The organism is Paenalcaligenes niemegkensis (assembly GCF_022230885.1).
In the GTDB taxonomy this organism is placed as follows: domain Bacteria; phylum Pseudomonadota; class Gammaproteobacteria; order Burkholderiales; family Burkholderiaceae_B; genus Paenalcaligenes; species Paenalcaligenes niemegkensis.
Genome location: NZ_JAKGCT010000007.1, coordinates 1 through 16411, shown reverse-complemented (window position 1 = coordinate 16411; position 16411 = coordinate 1). Strand labels below are relative to the sequence as shown.

Genomic DNA, 16411 nt, shown 5'->3' with positions numbered 1-16411 from the left:
GCGGCGCTATGAGTGATCTTAAACAGCACGGCTGGAAAATCGCCATTGTCGCTGCCTTAGTTACGCTTGCCGGCACGCTGGATTTTGACCACGAAGTGCAGCACGAGCAGATCGCCCAAACCTATTACAACGAACTGAACCAACGATATGAGCGCGATTACGCTGCTTTGCGCGTTCAGGATGTTCACGAACAGATTTTGAGAGACAGGTACAACTATGACTGAATTAGCCACAAATCAAAAACAGGGGTTTAGCCTCACGCCCAAATCCTTAGATGAGGCCATGCGCTTTGCTGAGGTATTGGCCACTTCAAGCATCGTTCCTAAGGACTTTGCGGGGAACCCCGGCAATATTCTGGTAGCGATTCAATGGGGGCTAGAGCTTGGCCTACAGCCCATGCAGGCTATGCAAAATATTGCAGTGATCAACGGGCGCCCCTCTCTCTGGGGCGATGCAGTAATAGGCATCGTACGTAGCTCAAGCGCATGCGAATACATCTACGAAACCGACGATGGCGAAACCGCCACCATACGGGTAAAGCGACGCGGCGAAGATGAGCAAACACGAACCTTCAGTATGGAAGATGCTAAAAAAGCCGGACTATCCGGGAAAGCAGGGCCATGGATGCAGTATCCAAAGCGCATGCGTCAGATGCGAGCACGAGCCTTTGCGCTGCGCGATGTTTTCCCCGATGTATTGCGCGGCATGCCTATCGCAGAAGAGCTTCAGGACATGCATGCAGAGAAAGACATGGGCCGAGCAAAAACGACAGAACAGGCCGCCGCTGCGCTGCCCTACTACCCAACTGAAAGTTTGGACGAAAACCTAGGCAAGTGGCAAGACATGATTGAGGCTGGTCGCGTCACGCCCGATCGCATTATCGCCAACGTAGAGAGCAAATATTCGTTGAGTGACGAACAGCGCAAGGCCATTCAAGCACTCGACACACAGACACTGGAGACGGAGCAATGATGCAAACACATCAAGTCCATCAAGGTACCGACGAGTGGATCTCGTTACGCGCCAAACACTTTACCGCTTCTGAGGCTCCTGCAATGATGGGTGCATCCAGCAAGGTTCGCCGCAATGAGCTATTGCACATGAAAGCAACGGGTACCGAGCGTGAGTTTAGCGACTGGGTACAACATCACCTTTTTGATAAAGGCCACGAGTTTGAAGCCCTCGCCCGTCCGATCGTAGAAGACCAAATCGGCGAAGAGCTATTTCCCATCACTGGTACACGAACGGTCGACGGCCTAGACCTTCTGGTATCACTGGACGGCGCCACCATGCTAGGTGAAACCATCTTTGAGCACAAAATGTGGAATGAAGGCCTAGCCGCTGCAGTACGTGCGGGTGATTTAGACCCTGAGTATTACTGGCAGCTAGAGCAGCAATTACTCGTCTCCAAAGCAGACAAAGCCATTTTCGTGGTTTCTGACGGCACCACCGAAAACTTTGAGTCAATGACGTATATGCCCGTTAAAGGTCGGGCTGAACAGTTGATTGCTGGCTGGAAACAGTTTCAGAGTGACCTAGAAACGTACGTTGTTATTGAGGAAAAGCCTCAAGCGGTCGGGCGCTCACCGGACAATCTCCCAGCCCTACGCATTGAGCTTTCCGGCCAAGTCACTACCAGCAACCTGGCTGAGTTTAAAGTCCACGCCCTGGAGGTCCTAAGCGCCATTAACCGGGAACTAAAGAACGACCAAGACTTTGCCGATGCCGAGAAAACGGTTAAGTGGTGCAAAGAGGTCGAGGATAAGATCGGGGCCGCTAAAGAGCATGCATTAAGCCAAACGGTCACCATCGATCAAGCCTTTAAGGTAATGGACGATGTGAGCGAGGAAGTGCGCCGGATCCGCCTGGAGCTGGATCGCCTAATCAAAGCTGAAAAGGAGAATATCCGCAATAAGATCCGACAAGATGCCATCAACGACTTTAACGACCACATCAACAACATCAACGAAACACTGGAAATCGTAAGGCTACCTGTTATCGAATGTGATGTAGCTGGCGCAATGAAAGGCAAACGGACTTTGGCCACACTTGAAGATGCTGCTCAAACAGCAGCGGCCAATGCAAAGATCGAGGCCACCCAATTAGCTGAAAAAGTGATTAAGCGGCTCGAGCTAATTACAGAGTTAGGTGTTGAGCATCCTGCCCTATTCCCCGACAAGCAGCAGCTGGTGCAGCATGATGATGTCACACTACGCACGCTTATTGATGCGCGCATTACTCAGCACAAAGCTAAGCTAGAGGCAGACGCTAAGGCGGTATTAGAAAGCGAGCGAGCTAGAGAGGCGGCAAATGCCGTCATAGCAACCGCAGCAACACCGCTGCCCGCCCCTACTATTACTGTTGTCGAAAATACTTCCAGTGCAGTTTGTCCGTCCACAACACCCGTCACAACAAACCCTATTGGCTCCACACCTCCAGAGCTTCGGCTCGGCCAAATAGGTGAACGTCTGGGCTTCACTGTCACCGCCGAGTTTCTACGGTATCTCGGGTTCGAGCCTGCAGGACGAGACCGGGCGGCTGTTCTTTACCAAGAGCGCGACTTTGATCGTATGTGTGTCGCATTAATTGATCACATTGACAACATACGCGCACAGCAACGGGAGGTTGCATGAGTGAAGCCATAGAAATTTACAAAGCTATAGGCGACCACAAAAAACGACTTCGCGCTAAGTACGGCGTTACTTGTCCGGTGTGTCCTGAAAAACGACCGAAAGCACACCCATCAATTTTGATGCCTCAACAGCGCTGCCGGGTAGACGGATATGTCGACCCTCGACCCGAATTAACCGATCAGCAATATCAGGAACCGCAAATGAATGGCATCAGTTTCATTATTTCTCAAAGCGGATTAAGGCCTCTACCATCCACCCCAAAGCAAACCCCACCCGGCGGAGGAAAATTAAGCGTCAGCCAGTACGTTGATATCGCCGAGCAGTTCGCGAATGGCGACACGAAAGCCAACCTAGCACGGGCGTATGGCGTAACACATCAAGCCATCTGCTATGTCATTAAAAAGCAGCAATGACTCATGCCGTACATAAGCAGATGACATTTCCATGCCGCGGATTAGGTCCATGGAAGGGAGGTCTTGTCTAAATTAATGAGATCGAACAATGGGGATGGATCTCTGATAATTTGCAGTAGATCACTCTACCTCTCCTCCATCTATCACCTGCCGAGCATAATTCTGCCCAGCCCTCACCGCCTCTGAGTGAGAAATTCCCCGTCCTTTCTTTTCCGCTGCCACAGGGCGCCCATCGATTACCACCTGGAAAGTGAACTTTCCAGGTGCGTTTTCTATGTGAATAGCATAAACGGAGACCTTCTTACCTTTGTGCTCAAACTCGCTCTCCGCCGGACTACCAGAGCCTTCCCGCATTTCGCTCTCCTTTATTGACGCCATACGCATAACGTATGCGCACTGGGAATCATACCTGCAACCAGAGGCACAGGCCCTAAGGTTATCCCCACCAACTGTGCATAACGCTGGGGATAGCCCTTTAACAGATCTCGCAATCCAAGCACTGCCACGCCCCAACAACCAATGAGTAAAAAATCGTCACTCTAAGAACCGCTTACATGCCTGTAAATATCAGGGTCAGGCTGGTGTAGATAAATACACCACCGAGGTAATTGCGGATCAAATGCAGATACTGGACGGTCGTGATGATGGTGCGGATGCTGGTCAGGCCGTGCCAGCTCGCAACAATCACCCTGCCCGTCAGAACCCACAACCTGCTCAGGCAGCAGCTGATTACTTCCTGTTGAACTCATCAATTCCACTCTCGATATCCTGAGCTAATGCTTGGAATTCATCGCATTTCCTGATGAATTCACTAATTTTTCCCGAGCAACAGCGTCGCCCGCTACCCGAGGAATATCTAAGCCTCCTAGCTCGTTTAGGATCCCTATGCAGCGATCCAAATCATAGATCGCAGGCAGTGCATTAATACTCAAAAAGGCAAATGGCGGCAAATGAAATGGCACTGCTTTTATAGAGGTTGAATAAGTTAGCAAGAGCGATTCCCATCTCAAGCAAAAGCTAAGTTTATTTTCTATAGATCTACTGGGATCTTCAAGACGTTCAGCAATGTATGAAACTTGCTCTTCGCATGAGCTAATTGTTTCCAGCAAGGCATTCAACTGATCCTTTTGGTCTTGACTGCGTCGCCTCAACTCTGCTCGTTGCTGTGCCCCGCCGATCATAAAAGCCGCAATTATTGCAAAGAAAGAAACACAAGCCTGAGCCCATGCCGCTGCACCACTTTCCATCTCAATGCGAACAGGCCATCCATTCAATAGTGAAGCAATAAGAAGCGCTGGAATCGCGATCACTAAAAGTACCCGCCACCAACACTCCTTCACACACCTAATGATCTGATCAACTTTTTCTTCGGTCATTTTTCTTGGTAAATAATATGCAATTAAAAAACCTGCGGATCTTTCGCCTCGCCGACGCGAGGCCCCTCGATATAGAGCAGCTCCAAACACAACTAGAGCAACGTGCTTTTGTAAGCGGTTCGTCACAAGACCCCGTAAGTATAGGCTGGGCTGAGCCGCGCCACGGCGAGGGTTTGGCCTATGGTCCAAACGGGCAGATTCTGCTCTCTGTTCGTTCGGAGAAAAAGCTGTTGCCCTCTTCCGTCATTAACCAGGTCGCACAAGCCAAGGCCCGGGACATTGAAGAAGAACAGGGTTATCGCCCAGGCCGCAAGCAAATGCGCGAGATCAAAGAGCAGGTAATCACTGAGCTCATGCCTCGCGCCTTTTCAGTGCACAGAGACACCTCAGTGTGGATCGACCCGGTTAACCGCTGGCTAGTCGTCGACACGGCAAGCAATGCTGTAGGCGACGAGGTGATGGGGCTGATTGCTAAAACGTTCGATCCGTTCCCAGCACTGCCGCTTTACACCGAGCTATCCCCTGCTGCAGCGATGACCTCCTGGCTGGCCGAAGACGAGGCCCCTGCAGGTTTCAGCATCGACCAGGATACAGAGCTGCGTTCTACCAGTGAGCGTCGCGCAACCGTGCGTTATGTCCGGCACAGCGTTGACACAAATGAAGTGCGCAATCATATCGAAGCTGGTAAGCAGTGCACACGTTTGGCTCTCACATGGAACGACAAGATCAGCTTTGTCCTGGACGACGGCCTGGCTCTTAAACGTGTTACCCCGCTCGATGTTCTGAAGGATCAGAACGACACGATATCTGGCGATGACACGGAGCGATTTAACTCGGATATGGCGCTAATGACTGCTGAGTTAGCAGCATTGATTAGTGACCTGGTGGAGGCGCTTGGAGGGGAGAAAGTTGTCGTATAGCCATCAAACGGCTTCATGCCAATTTCACCAACAACGAAAAAAGATGCTAAGTCCATAGCGCTAGAATTTCAGGCTTACTACTAAACGTTAATATTCATTTAGAAAACCCTTATTTTTGCATGAAAGAGGAACAATTTATTTACCTTCAGTAAGGCTCTCCTATGAGAAGCGATCTGAGGTAAAAACCCTTTGTTTCAAAGCACATTAATGAATACTTCTCAGCCCTAGGAAAGCCGCATTGGCGTTGATAGCATTGAATTTCGAGTTCGAGTTAGTTCTTCACTTCCATTAAGGAGATAGAAATGGCAGATACTCAAGATCGCAATACAAAGCAACACGCTGGCAGCCATCACGAAGGCGACAAAGGTACGGGTCGTCAGGGTTTTGCTTCGATGGATGATCAAAAGCAGCGCAACATAGCTGCCGAAGGCGGACGGGCCGCTCATGAGAAAGGTACCGCTCATGAGTTTGACTCAGAGGAGGCCCGTAAAGCCGGTGAAAAAGGCGGCAAGGTCGCTCATGAACGGGGCACTGCCCACGAATTCACTTCAGAGGAAGCTCGACAAGCAGGCGAAAAAGGCGGTAAGGTAGCCCATGAAAAAGGCACCGCTCACGAGTTCAACTCTGAAGAAGCGCGCAAAGCTGGCGCCAACAGTCATGGTGGTCACTCTAAGTAAGCTTCACCCCTGGAGCACTTGGTTGTAAAGACCACTAGGTACCCGAGGGTTAGCGCTCTCGGGTACCGTTTTTTCTATAGATAGATGTCCCTAACCCTTCATTCCCAAAGTGTGGGGTTTTTTCTGTCTATTAAAAAGTAAATCATTGTCCTAGTCCGATTTGTGCCACTAACTTTCTAAGCTGGCATCCTCCTACTCCTCCCCATCTTTACTTTAATGACGCGTCTTTACTTAACAGTCGCGGCGCTTTCGCTCGCCCTTTTGATGAGCAGCGCCCACAGTTCCAAATGCAGTCATTACCTCCCACCATTTAGCGTCTACCAAAGAACTCGATAAGCCACCAATAACGAAGCCTATAAATCCTCCAGTTGCCGAACCGGGGCTAAGCCCCAGCCTCTTTGTGTAGTGCAGTCAAATTCTTTCTTAAACATCTGCTCATATCCCCGACAGTATTACCAACTGTAAGGATCATAGCCCATCTAAAACTTCGCTATTGCCACTGGGCCAGCCCTTAGGCTCGCGCCATTCCAACTCTGGAAACCTCATGTCTACAAAACAGTTCATCTTGCCGCTTGCTGGCGAGCTGGTCGTTGACCTGTTCGCCGGCGGTGGTGGTTGGTCCACCGCATTTGAAATGGCTACAGGCCAGCACCCTCACATCGCTATCAACCACGACGCTGACGCTATCAGCATGCACGTAGCGAATCACCCACAAACTAAACACTACCAGGCGGATATTTTCGAGGTTTGCCCACACGAAGCCGTTGGCGACATGCCAGTTGGCTGGATGCACCTATCACCTGACTGCACTCACCATAGCCAAGCCAAGGGTGGGCAGCCACGTGACCGCAAGATCCGCGCCCTTTCATGGGTCGGCATTCGCTGGGCCGGACAGGTACGCCCCCGCATCATCAGCTTAGAAAACGTCAGGCAAGTGCTGAATTGGGGCCCGTTAGTCGCTAAGCGCTGTAAAGAAACAGGTCGAGTAGTGCGCCTTGATGGTTCGGTCGCTGCCAAAGGCGAACATACGCCGCTAAGCGAACAGTTTTTAGTACCTTGTAAGCGCCGAGCTGGTGAAACATGGAGCCGATTCGTAAGTGTGTTAAGCGGCATGGGCTATGACGTCGAATGGAAAAGGCTAGTAGCGGCTGATTTCGGCGCCCCCACCACCCGCGACCGACTGTTTATGCTGGCTCGTTGTGACGGCGCACCTCTGGAGTGGCCGGAACCTACACATTTCAAAACACCTACCCAGAAGCAGCCCAAGTGGCGAGCAGCTTCCGAATGCATAGACTGGAGCATTCCAGGGCGATCTATTTTTAATCGCCCTCGCCCCCTCGCAGACGCCACCCTGAGACGCGTTGCACGTGGTGTACAGCGTTACGTCATTGATAGCGGTGATCCGTTTATCGTGCCGATTGCCAACTGGTCGAACGATGCAGTTCATGCCATCAATGAGCCTCTAACAACAGTGACAGCATGGCCTCGCGGCGGGCAACATGCTGTTGTGTCACCCGTGCTAGTACAGACCGGTTACGGGGAACGTCAGGGACAAGCGCCGCGATCGTTAGATATTCAGAGTCCTTTAGGAACCGTCGTGGCTGGAGGATCCAAGCATGCACTTGCAACGGCTTACTTGGCCCAGATGAATGGGGGGTTTAACACTACTCCAGGTCATGACGTACGAAACCCGACCTCCACTATCACGAACACTGGCAGCCAACAGCAGCTCGTCACCGCCTACCTCGCGCACCTACGCGGTAACTGTGATGCCCGGGACGTAAATGATTCACTGCAAACCATCAGTGCTGGCGGACTACATCACGGCCTAGTCGAGTGTGAGCTATCCTCCGACGATGAATCTGGGGCGCTACAGGTCGCAGCCTTTCTAATCAACTACTACGGCACCGGTGATGCAAGAACGCTGGACGCCCCCATGGATACGGTCACCACTCGCGACCGGTTGGCGCTTGTCACCGTGCACATACGCGGAACGCCCTACGTCATTGTAGACATCAAGCTACGGATGTTGGAGCCGCACGAACTTTACGCAGCACAAGGTTTCCCGCCCAACTACATCATCACCCACGGCCACGATGGACGAAAATTCAGCAAATCCGCTCAGGTTCGTATGTGTGGCAACTCAGTAAGCCCGCCCCCTGCAATGGCGTTAATCCAAGCCAACTGGTGCGCCACTCAACAGGCACGCAAAGTCGCCTAGCTAACCCCCTCACCCAAATCATTAATGACGCGCTTATTTATTACAGTCGCGGCGCTTTCGCTCGCTCTGTTAATGAGCAGCGCCCTATTCGCACATCTATCTATAGGTACCTGAATGAAAAAGAAACTTGATGTCTCTCGCTTCCTGGTCATCAATGAAATTCCATCAGAGCAACAGCGTAGATGGGTTGTAGGTGCTGGAGATGGCCGGATGGGTCAGGGTGGCGTAGCAATCGCGACAATCGGATTCAAACACGCCGCAGGCTATGAGGTGGTTCTTCATTTAGATAATGGCAAGCAAGACAGCTTCAATCCACACCAGTTATCACCGGAGCTACCGTGACACACCTAACCGTTTTAGACCCCTGTTGTGGTGGTCGCATGATGTGGTTTGATCCTGCAGATCAGCGCTGTCTGTTCGGCGACATGCGCCATGAGTCAATCACCGTCACGGACCGCACTCACCGCGACAACGGCACCAGGGCCGTACATATACACCCTGATGTTCGTTTCGACTTCAGAGATATGCCCTTTCCCGACAACACGTTCTACCACGTCGCATTTGACCCGCCCCACCTGGTCCGAGCTGGCCCCCGAAGCTGGATGGCAGCCAAGTACGGAAAGCTTGGGGCTGATTGGCGTGAGGATTTAAGCCTAGGGTTTGCTGAATGTTTTCGAGTGCTCAGGCCCAACGGGACACTCAATTTCAAATGGAACGAAACACAGATACCGGTTCGGGACGTCTTGGCCTGCACAGATCATAAACCTCTATACGGTCATCGGTCAGGTCGACTCAATAAAACTCACTGGCTCACCTTTATAAAGCCTGGCTAACCGTCTTGAAGGCTCACTGTGATCAACCAAGGATGTCCCCCCTTTGTGCCCCGGCTTCACCCCTTGCACTAGCAACACATCGCCTTCGGTGTTTGATGTCCGTAGCGCCCGAATCGCTGCATAGGCGTCCGAACTGTACCAGCCCTTTGCCTCAACCATAGAAGGGAATTCGATCACAACCAAATCGCCAGACCAAGCGCCCTCAAGTGGCTCGTACGGCCCGCCATGAACGATGTATTTACCTGAATACGGCTCTAGCGTCTCATCAATTCGACGCAGATACTCAGCGACCTCATCGTTGAATCGAGTTTCCCTAATCACAGCCACGGCATATGCAGTCATATCTGCTCCTAGTCGGTAAAGTTCTTTTATATCACGCGCGAAATCTAGCGTCCCTTAAGAGCGCTGTGGTCGCTGCCGGAGCCGTCCGCACCTATTTAATTGTTTTTTTGAGGTGGTAAATGAAACCCACAGATAACCCGTTGAGCGTTTTTAAACGCAGTGAGCTGAAATCAACACCACAGGAACTCATCAACCTTGAGCGCACCGCCCAGCTCTATAGCACCGAAAAACCGTTAATGTCGCTATCGTCTAACGTGCCATTCAAGGGTGCCTGGGATAGCGGGAGGATCGCATGAATGAGGAATCATTTCTAAAAAGTGTGGCCAATCACGTCATGGAAGTAATTCACGACGACGGGCTACATCGGCACATTCGGCTGCGTGAGCCGGGAACTATGCATATGCACTTCGACCTGATCACGTGGCCAGGGTATCTCTGCTACACCGGCGACATGGGCACTTATGTGTTCAGTCGGCTGCATGACATGCTTGAGTTTTTCCGCACTGATCGTGAATATGCAAAGCGCGGCGGTTATCAGCTCGCCATCAACCTCAGCTATTGGTCCGAAAAGCTGCAGTCAGTCGATGGAAATCGTCGAAACGGTAGCGCCATGGAGTTTGATGAAGACGCGTTCAGGGAATACATCAAGGAATGCCGTCTGGAATGGATTCGCGAGGCCTACCACGAAGCGACTTTGAATAAAGAGCAACGACGTGAACTCTGGGAGGCCGTCGAAGACGAAGTTCTACGCCCCCTAGACGAAGACTGCCGCGAAGCTGCTGAGCTGGCTGTCCGCGACTTTAGCTGGAGACCTACGTTCAGTCATCAATCCCAAACGTGGCACTTTCAAGACGTGTGGGAGCACAATTTCGACAAATATACCCATCACTTTACCTGGTGCTGCTACGCGCTGGCTTGGGGTATTCAAACCTACGACGACCACAAGGCTGCACAGCCGGTAGAAGAGACGGAGAAGCAGTCATGAAAACAGTCACCTACAACGAAACCAAGTGGAAGCTGGTTCCTGTTGAGCCTACACCTGAAATGTACAGCGCATGGTTGGCCGGCAAAGATAATACGCGACATTTCTGGAATGACGTATATAAAGCCATGCTCGCAGCCGCACCCATGCCTACGCCAATAGGAACCACGCTTAGTGGACGCATCTGCGGGTATACGCCTGGAGAATCAAAAATAGAACTGCAGTTTTCGCACCCCACTGCGCTGACCGGATGGCTCGAACTGGGCAGCTATGTCTACATCAGTGACGTACCCATGCCTACGCCAGTAAAACAAAAACCTGCGTTCATGCTGTCCCTGTCTGGGAACCACCGCCTATTGAATAACCCAGAAAATGCGGGGTTAGAGGATTACGATATTGTTCCTCTACGTACTGACGTTACTCATTTTGATGGCATGGAGTTATTTACAGCGCCTACGCCAGTAGATCGGACGAGCGGACTCATGAGAGACGCCATCGAACTGATTTCGTACATTGACGCTGATAGCCATAACCCGCCAACAGTAGAGTGGGCGCGGCGAGTTGAATCACGCCTACGAGACATGCTTGCAGCCGCCCCCACCCCACCAGCAGATCATATTCCTGACGCCACGAAAATGGTCAACGCCAGCCCCTCACCGCTTAATGACAAACCGGATTGCGTATCAAAATCCACAGAAATTGATATTCGACTCATTCTGAACGCCGTAATCGAGTTTGTGAACAGCGACGCTGGCGCCGCAACGTATCAGTCTGTCGGGCAATACCGCTCTACGCTGCAGAGGATTTTAAGAGGTCTATTGTTGGGGCGGATTGAATGGGTAGTACCACTCGATGTTCGTGACCTTGATGACCGACTGCTAAACGATCGTGGCCTTGCGTTAAAAGAGCAGCAGCTACGTAACGGAGTCTTCTGATGAAAACCCAAAAACTGAATAGAACGCCTATCACCCCCATGGAGTTCGTCGTTAGCCAGGCTCTAGTGGCGACCGAACCCGCACCCCTTAACCAGAACGAGTTAAAGGGCAAATTCGGCCTACAGATTATCCGGATGCACCGCGTTGAGAACATGCGATTCTCTGAGATAGCCTCCCAATTGCGCATCAGCCCCCAAAACGTAGGCCGAATCTACAACCAGATCACAGGCGAGAAATCGCGATTTTAAAAATGGAGAACTTATGAGCACCATCGCCCCTATAGACGCGAACTCATCTAGCACCAAGAATACTGCTCTGAGCTTTATCATGCCTGAGGGCCTGTATCGATGGCACATCTTTGCCCCACACATACCCTTGTCTCATGAGGCATGGAGGTTACGTGTATTAGATGGTCGAGCACCCAAGCCAATTAAACTCAGCGGCAGATGTACTGCATGGCGAGGCTCGGACTTGCTAGAATGGTTATCTGACCCAATTGATTATCAGGTGGGCGATGAGTAAACGCCTCTTTACGGCTCCGTACAGCATGATGAAAATATGGGGGTATGCTCAGGGGTACGTCGCAGCATTAATATTTTATAACTACTGCATACCGTCATTACAAGGCGGTGTATGACTCCTCTTGCCGGCACCAAACTCCCTTTAAAACCACTATATTAAAGGCACCCGCAAAACCAAACGGGTGCCTCACTTTGTCTATTGCGTTGAACCGCTGTACCAAGTGATCTACAGCGTACAGCTGCACGGTGTCCATGCCTAGTCAAGGTTACACTGAGCAAGGCGACCATGTTCGTTGTAAGCACAGTAGTGTTTTCTTATTATTTGGGAGATAAAACATGAGTACTCTGTATAAACGTCTTGATAAAACCCAGGCTGCGGTTCTGCTGGTCGATCATCAAACCGGGCTGCTATCACTGGTGCGCGATATCGATCCAGATAAGTTCAAGAATAACGTGCTGGCTCTGGCTGACCTGGCAAAGTATTTTGAATTGCCAACCATTCTGACCACTAGCTTCGAAGATGGTCCTAATGGACCTCTCGTGCCAGAATTAAAAGAAAGTTTTCCGGATGCACCCTATATTGCTCGGCCAGGCCAGATCAACGCCTGGGATAATGATGATTTTGTGAAGGCTATAGAAGCCACCGGCAAGAAGCAATTGATCATCGCCGGTGTGGTAACTGAAGTCTGCGTGGCGTTTCCAGCCTTGTCGGCGCTTGAGGCCGGGTATGAGGTATTTGTAGTTACCGATGCCTCTGGCACCTTCAACGAAATTACGCGCCATTCGGCATGGGATCGCATGTCCTCGGCCGGTGCGCAACTGATGACCTGGTTCGGCCTGGCTTGCGAACTGCACCGTGACTGGCGCAATGATGTCGAAGGCCTGGGTACCTTGTTTTCCAACCATATTCCGGACTATCGGAACCTGATCAACAGTCACACGAAGCTCACATCGGAAAAATAAGGCTACTGGATGAATACGGTCTGTTTGGCTAGCAAGAGCCGGGCTGGCCCGGCAAACGCAGAGCCCGGCACGGGCTGCAGGGCGCGAAAGCAGCAGACGTAAAAAAACCCCCACTCGATCACGAGCGGGGGTTTTTCGTATAAGTGCCTGACGATGACCTACTTTCACAGACGTCCGTCCACTATCATCGGCGCAAAGGCGTTTCACGGTCCTGTTCGGAATGGAAAAGGGGTGGTGCCACCTTGCTATGGTCGTCAAGCGTAAACTTGCGTGCCCCTCGCGCTCAACGCATCGTTGAGCCCAAAAGGCCAATCTGGGAAAAAGCACAATGCGGTGTCAACAGCCTCGCCCTGGGGGCGTGAGGCTGTCTGAACCATGTATTCATGTCATTTGCGTGTGTGGTATTGCGTTTTTTTGTTTCTGAACGACACTTGAAAACCCACTAACCTAAACGGTTATAGGATCAAGCCTCACGGGCAATTAGTACTGGTTAGCTACGTGCATTACTGCACTTCCACACCCAGCCTATCAACGTTCTGGTCTCGAACGACCCTTCAGGGGAGTCAAGCTCCCGGGATACCTAATCTTCAGACGAGTTTCCCGCTTAGATGCCTTCAGCGGTTATCTCTTCCGTACTTAGCTACTCGGCAATGCCATTGGCATGACAACCGATACACCAGCGGTACGTCCACTCCGGTCCTCTCGTACTAGGAGCAGGCTCCGTCAAGTATCCAACGCCCACGGCAGATAGGGACCAAACTGTCTCACGACGTTTTAAACCCAACTCACGTACCTCTTTAAATGGCGAACAGCCATACCCTTGGGACCGGCTACAGCCCCAGGATGAGATGAGTCGACATCGAGGTGCCAAACACCGCCGTCGATATGAACTCTTGGGCGGTATCAGCCTGTTATCCCCAGAGTACCTTTTATCCGTTGAGCGATGGCCCTTCCATACAGAACCACCGGATCACTATGTCCTACTTTCGTACCTGTTCGACGTGTCAGTCTCACAGTTAAGCACGCTTATGCCATTGCACTATCGACACGATTTCCGACCGTATCTAGCGTACCTTCGAACTCCTCCGTTACACTTTAGGAGGAGACCGCCCCAGTCAAACTGCCCACCATGCACGGTCCCCGATCCGGATAACGGACCTAGGTTAGAACCATAAAACGACCAGGGTGGTATTTCAAGGTTGGCTCCACGCAGACTAGCGTCCACGCTTCAATGCCTCCCACCTATCCTACACAGGCCGGTTCACAATCCAATGCAAAGCTACAGTAAAGGTTCATGGGGTCTTTCCGTCTAGCCGCGGGTAGATTGCATCATCACAACCACGTCAACTTCGCTGAGTCTCAGGAGGAGACAGTGTGGCCATCGTTACGCCATTCGTGCAGGTCGGAACTTACCCGACAAGGAATTTCGCTACCTTAGGACCGTTATAGTTACGGCCGCCGTTTACCGGGGCTTCGATCAAGAGCTTGCACCCCATCACTTAACCTTCCGGCACCGGGCAGGCGTCACACCCTATACGTCCACTTTCGTGTTTGCAGAGTGCTGTGTTTTTAATAAACAGTCGCAGCCACCATTTCTCTGCGGCCCCTTCATGCTCAGTGCGCAAGCACCTCACACTACCAGGGCATACCTTCTCCCGAAGTTACGGTATTAATTTGCCGAGTTCCTTCTCCTGAGTTCTCTCAAGCGCCTTGGAATATTCATCCCGTCCACCTGTGTCGGTTTGCGGTACGGTCTTGTAAAGCTGAAGCTTAGAGGCTTTTCTTGGAACCACTTCCAATCAGTTTAGGGCCGTAGCCCTATTCAGTGACACCCTTGAATTACGCGCCCGGATTTGCCTAAGCGCCTTCTTCGATGCCCCAACGGAGACGTCCAACACTCCGATGACCTTCCGCGATCCGTCCCCCCATCGCACTTTACAATGGTGCGGGAATATTAACCCGCTTCCCATCAGCTACGCATCTCTGCCTCGCCTTAGGGGCCGACTCACCCTGCGCCGATGAACGTTGCGCAGGAAACCTTGGACTTACGGCGAGGGGGCTTTTCACCCCCTTTATCGCTACTCATGTCAGCATTCTCACTTCTGATACCTCCAGCAGCCTTTACAAGCTACCTTCGCAGGCCTACAGAACGCTCTCCTACCACGTGCACGTAAACGTGCACATCCGCAGCTTCGGTAACCGGCTTAGCCCCGTTACATCTTCCGCGCAGGACGACTCGATCAGTGAGCTATTACGCTTTCTTTAAAAGATGGCTGCTTCTAAGCCAACTTCCTGACTGTCTATGCCTTCCCACTTCGTTTCCCACTTAGCCCGTTTTAGGGACCTTAGCTGGCGGTCTGGGTTGTTTCCCTCTTGAGTCCGGACGTTAGCACCCGGTGCTCTGTCTCCCGCGCTGTACTTGTCGGTATTCGGAGTTTGCCATGGGTTGGTAAGTCGCTGTGACCCCCTAGCCATAACAGTGCTCTACCCCCGACAGTAATACGCGAGGCACTACCTAAATAGTTTTCGGAGAGAACCAGCTATCTCCAGGCTTGTTTAGCCTTTCACTCCAATCCACAGTTCATCCCCTAATTTTTCAACATTAGTGGGTTCGGTCCTCCAGCACGTGTTACCGTGCCTTCAACCTGACCATGGATAGATCGCCTGGTTTCGGGTCTACACCCAGCGACTGATTCGCCCTATTCGGACTCGCTTTCGCTACGCCTCCCCTATTCGGTTAAGCTTGCCACTGAATGTAAGTCGCTGACCCATTATACAAAAGGTACGCAGTCACACCCGAAGGTGCTCCTACTGTTTGTATGCATGCGGTTTCAGGATCTATTTCACTCCCCTTCCGGGGTTCTTTTCGCCTTTCCCTCACGGTACTGGTTCACTATCGGTCGATCACGAGTATTTAGCCTTGGAGGATGGTCCCCCCATATTCAGACAGGATTTCACGTGTCCCGCCCTACTTGTCTAACGCCTAGTACCACCGATTTGATTTCGCTTACGGGACTATCACCCACTACGGTTGACCTTTCCAGATCATTCAACTATCAAATCGACTATCACGTTAAGGCTGGTCCGGTTTCGTTCGCCACTACTTCCGGAATCTCGGTTGATTTCTTTTCCTCAGGCTACTGAGATGGTTCAGTTCACCTGGTTAGCTTCGCTACACCTATGTATTCAGTGTAGGATACGACATCGCTGTCGTGGGTTCCCCCATTCGGACATCTACGGATCAAAGCTTGTTTGTCAGCTCCCCGTAGCTTTTCGCAGACTACCACGTCCTTCATCGCCTGTGATCGCCAAGGCATCCGCCGCATGCACTTATTCGCTTGATCCTATAACGCTTTAGGCTAATTATAGGATTATGAGTTTTCGCGTTGTGCCGTTCATCACTCACAATATCCACATTGATTAATCAATGCGCTATCTATATTGAGAACTATTTGAACAAAATTGTTGATTTTGCAATCACAACCCGCATATTCACACATCCCGATATATTATCGCGATGCATCATGAATACACTTCGTTGTGCTTTTTCCAGATTGTTAAAGAACAAGTTAAAACCATCGAGCTAATCAGCCCA

18 protein-coding genes and 2 rRNA genes are annotated in these 16411 nt (G+C 51.4%); 16 read left to right on the top strand and 4 right to left on the bottom strand.

The features are described from left to right. Window positions 1-8 precede the first annotated feature (8 nt). From L1889_RS17905 to L1889_RS17885, 5 genes are all read left to right on the top strand, one after another. The gene (locus L1889_RS17905; RefSeq protein WP_238666368.1) at window positions 9-224 is read left to right on the top strand and encodes a hypothetical protein; all 216 of its coding nucleotides are present in this window, start codon (window positions 9-11) and stop codon (window positions 222-224) included. Then, the gene (locus L1889_RS17900; RefSeq protein ID WP_238666367.1) at window positions 217-972 is read left to right on the top strand and encodes a hypothetical protein; all 756 of its coding nucleotides are present in this window, start codon (window positions 217-219) and stop codon (window positions 970-972) included. The genes L1889_RS17905 and L1889_RS17900 overlap by 8 nt, the downstream gene beginning before the upstream one ends. Continuing rightward, a complete protein-coding gene (locus L1889_RS17895; RefSeq protein WP_238666366.1) occupies window positions 969-2633 on the top strand; it encodes a YqaJ viral recombinase family protein in 1665 nt (554 codons plus the stop codon). Before L1889_RS17900 ends, L1889_RS17895 begins: the two co-directional genes overlap by 4 nt. Then, window positions 2630-3046: a hypothetical protein gene (locus L1889_RS17890; protein ID WP_238666365.1), complete on the top strand. Its 417-nt coding sequence runs from the start codon at window positions 2630-2632 to the stop codon at window positions 3044-3046. Before L1889_RS17895 ends, L1889_RS17890 begins: the two co-directional genes overlap by 4 nt. Window positions 3047-3665: 619 nt before the next feature. Further along, window positions 3666-3818, top strand: coding sequence for a hypothetical protein (locus L1889_RS17885; RefSeq protein ID WP_238666364.1), 153 nt, complete (start codon window positions 3666-3668; stop codon window positions 3816-3818). Window position 3819: 1 nt separating this feature from the next. On the opposite strand, the gene L1889_RS17880 is transcribed toward L1889_RS17885, so the two are convergent. Beyond that, window positions 3820-4422 (bottom strand): hypothetical protein, encoded by a 603-nt coding sequence (locus L1889_RS17880; RefSeq protein ID WP_238666363.1) that lies wholly within the window; start codon window positions 4420-4422, stop codon window positions 3820-3822. Window positions 4423-4439: 17 nt separating this feature from the next. Here L1889_RS17880 and L1889_RS17875 point away from each other — a divergent pair, with 17 nt between their 5' ends. From L1889_RS17875 to L1889_RS17855, 5 genes are all read left to right on the top strand, one after another. Next, window positions 4440-5342: a recombination-associated protein RdgC gene (locus tag L1889_RS17875; protein WP_238666362.1), complete on the top strand. Its 903-nt coding sequence runs from the start codon at window positions 4440-4442 to the stop codon at window positions 5340-5342. Between the two features lie 302 nt (window positions 5343-5644). After that, a complete protein-coding gene (locus L1889_RS17870; protein ID WP_238666361.1) occupies window positions 5645-6019 on the top strand; it encodes a KGG domain-containing protein in 375 nt (124 codons plus the stop codon). 544 nt (window positions 6020-6563) lie between these two features. After that, window positions 6564-8240 (top strand): DNA cytosine methyltransferase, encoded by a 1677-nt coding sequence (locus tag L1889_RS17865; RefSeq protein WP_238666360.1) that lies wholly within the window; start codon window positions 6564-6566, stop codon window positions 8238-8240. A gap of 114 nt (window positions 8241-8354) precedes the next feature. Further along, the gene (locus tag L1889_RS17860; protein WP_238666359.1) at window positions 8355-8582 is read left to right on the top strand and encodes a hypothetical protein; all 228 of its coding nucleotides are present in this window, start codon (window positions 8355-8357) and stop codon (window positions 8580-8582) included. Between the two features lie 41 nt (window positions 8583-8623). Beyond that, window positions 8624-9073 (top strand): class I SAM-dependent methyltransferase, encoded by a 450-nt coding sequence (locus L1889_RS17855; RefSeq protein WP_238666438.1) that lies wholly within the window; start codon window positions 8624-8626, stop codon window positions 9071-9073. Here L1889_RS17855 and L1889_RS17850 read toward each other — a convergent pair. After that, complete coding sequence (locus L1889_RS17850) at window positions 9023-9415, bottom strand: DUF1330 domain-containing protein (protein ID WP_238666358.1); 393 nt, start codon at window positions 9413-9415, stop codon at window positions 9023-9025. The two genes, L1889_RS17855 and L1889_RS17850, sit on opposite strands and share 51 nt — an antisense overlap. Before the next feature lie 119 nt (window positions 9416-9534). Here L1889_RS17850 and L1889_RS17845 point away from each other — a divergent pair, with 119 nt between their 5' ends. The 6 genes from L1889_RS17845 (at window position 9535) to ycaC (ending at window position 12816) form a co-directional block, all read left to right on the top strand. After that, on the top strand, window positions 9535-9711 hold the full coding sequence (locus L1889_RS17845) for a hypothetical protein (RefSeq protein WP_238666357.1): 177 nt from the start codon (window positions 9535-9537) through the stop codon (window positions 9709-9711). Continuing rightward, window positions 9708-10400 (top strand): hypothetical protein, encoded by a 693-nt coding sequence (locus L1889_RS17840; protein WP_238666356.1) that lies wholly within the window; start codon window positions 9708-9710, stop codon window positions 10398-10400. The genes L1889_RS17845 and L1889_RS17840 overlap by 4 nt, the downstream gene beginning before the upstream one ends. Continuing rightward, window positions 10397-11332 (top strand): hypothetical protein, encoded by a 936-nt coding sequence (locus L1889_RS17835; protein WP_238666355.1) that lies wholly within the window; start codon window positions 10397-10399, stop codon window positions 11330-11332. Before L1889_RS17840 ends, L1889_RS17835 begins: the two co-directional genes overlap by 4 nt. Next, window positions 11332-11580, top strand: coding sequence for a sigma-70 RNA polymerase sigma factor region 4 domain-containing protein (locus L1889_RS17830; protein WP_238666354.1), 249 nt, complete (start codon window positions 11332-11334; stop codon window positions 11578-11580). The genes L1889_RS17835 and L1889_RS17830 overlap by 1 nt, the downstream gene beginning before the upstream one ends. 13 nt (window positions 11581-11593) lie before the next feature. Then, window positions 11594-11854: a helix-turn-helix transcriptional regulator gene (locus tag L1889_RS17825; protein WP_238666353.1), complete on the top strand. Its 261-nt coding sequence runs from the start codon at window positions 11594-11596 to the stop codon at window positions 11852-11854. A gap of 335 nt (window positions 11855-12189) precedes the next feature. Beyond that, on the top strand, window positions 12190-12816 hold the full coding sequence (gene ycaC, locus L1889_RS17820; protein ID WP_238666352.1) for an isochorismate family cysteine hydrolase YcaC: 627 nt from the start codon (window positions 12190-12192) through the stop codon (window positions 12814-12816). 145 nt (window positions 12817-12961) lie between these two features. On the opposite strand, the gene rrf is transcribed toward ycaC, so the two are convergent. Together rrf and L1889_RS17810 are read right to left on the bottom strand one after the other, a co-directional pair. Then, window positions 12962-13075, bottom strand: a 5S ribosomal RNA gene (gene rrf / locus L1889_RS17815). A 200-nt stretch (window positions 13076-13275) separates the two neighbouring features. Beyond that, window positions 13276-16160: ribosomal RNA gene (locus L1889_RS17810) — 23S ribosomal RNA — on the bottom strand. Window positions 16161-16411: the final 251 nt, after the last annotated feature.

Excerpts from the sequence above, each read along its gene's own strand:
- L1889_RS17905 (WP_238666368.1), top strand. The coding sequence starts at position 9 with ATGAGTGATCTTAAACAGCACGGCTGGAAAATCGCCATTGTCGCTGCC.
- L1889_RS17900 (WP_238666367.1), top strand. The coding sequence starts at position 217 with ATGACTGAATTAGCCACAAATCAAAAACAGGGGTTTAGCCTCACGCCC.
- L1889_RS17895 (WP_238666366.1), top strand. The coding sequence starts at position 969 with ATGATGCAAACACATCAAGTCCATCAAGGTACCGACGAGTGGATCTCG.
- L1889_RS17890 (WP_238666365.1), top strand. The coding sequence starts at position 2,630 with ATGAGTGAAGCCATAGAAATTTACAAAGCTATAGGCGACCACAAAAAA.
- L1889_RS17885 (WP_238666364.1), top strand. The coding sequence starts at position 3,666 with ATGCAGATACTGGACGGTCGTGATGATGGTGCGGATGCTGGTCAGGCC.
- L1889_RS17880 (WP_238666363.1), bottom strand. The coding sequence starts at position 4,422 with ATGACCGAAGAAAAAGTTGATCAGATCATTAGGTGTGTGAAGGAGTGT.
- L1889_RS17875 (WP_238666362.1), top strand. The coding sequence starts at position 4,440 with ATGCAATTAAAAAACCTGCGGATCTTTCGCCTCGCCGACGCGAGGCCC.
- L1889_RS17870 (WP_238666361.1), top strand. The coding sequence starts at position 5,645 with ATGGCAGATACTCAAGATCGCAATACAAAGCAACACGCTGGCAGCCAT.
- L1889_RS17865 (WP_238666360.1), top strand. The coding sequence starts at position 6,564 with ATGTCTACAAAACAGTTCATCTTGCCGCTTGCTGGCGAGCTGGTCGTT.
- L1889_RS17860 (WP_238666359.1), top strand. The coding sequence starts at position 8,355 with ATGAAAAAGAAACTTGATGTCTCTCGCTTCCTGGTCATCAATGAAATT.
- L1889_RS17855 (WP_238666438.1), top strand. The coding sequence starts at position 8,624 with ATGTGGTTTGATCCTGCAGATCAGCGCTGTCTGTTCGGCGACATGCGC.
- L1889_RS17850 (WP_238666358.1), bottom strand. The coding sequence starts at position 9,415 with ATGACTGCATATGCCGTGGCTGTGATTAGGGAAACTCGATTCAACGAT.
- L1889_RS17845 (WP_238666357.1), top strand. The coding sequence starts at position 9,535 with ATGAAACCCACAGATAACCCGTTGAGCGTTTTTAAACGCAGTGAGCTG.
- L1889_RS17840 (WP_238666356.1), top strand. The coding sequence starts at position 9,708 with ATGAATGAGGAATCATTTCTAAAAAGTGTGGCCAATCACGTCATGGAA.
- L1889_RS17835 (WP_238666355.1), top strand. The coding sequence starts at position 10,397 with ATGAAAACAGTCACCTACAACGAAACCAAGTGGAAGCTGGTTCCTGTT.
- L1889_RS17830 (WP_238666354.1), top strand. The coding sequence starts at position 11,332 with ATGAAAACCCAAAAACTGAATAGAACGCCTATCACCCCCATGGAGTTC.
- L1889_RS17825 (WP_238666353.1), top strand. The coding sequence starts at position 11,594 with ATGAGCACCATCGCCCCTATAGACGCGAACTCATCTAGCACCAAGAAT.
- ycaC (WP_238666352.1), top strand. The coding sequence starts at position 12,190 with ATGAGTACTCTGTATAAACGTCTTGATAAAACCCAGGCTGCGGTTCTG.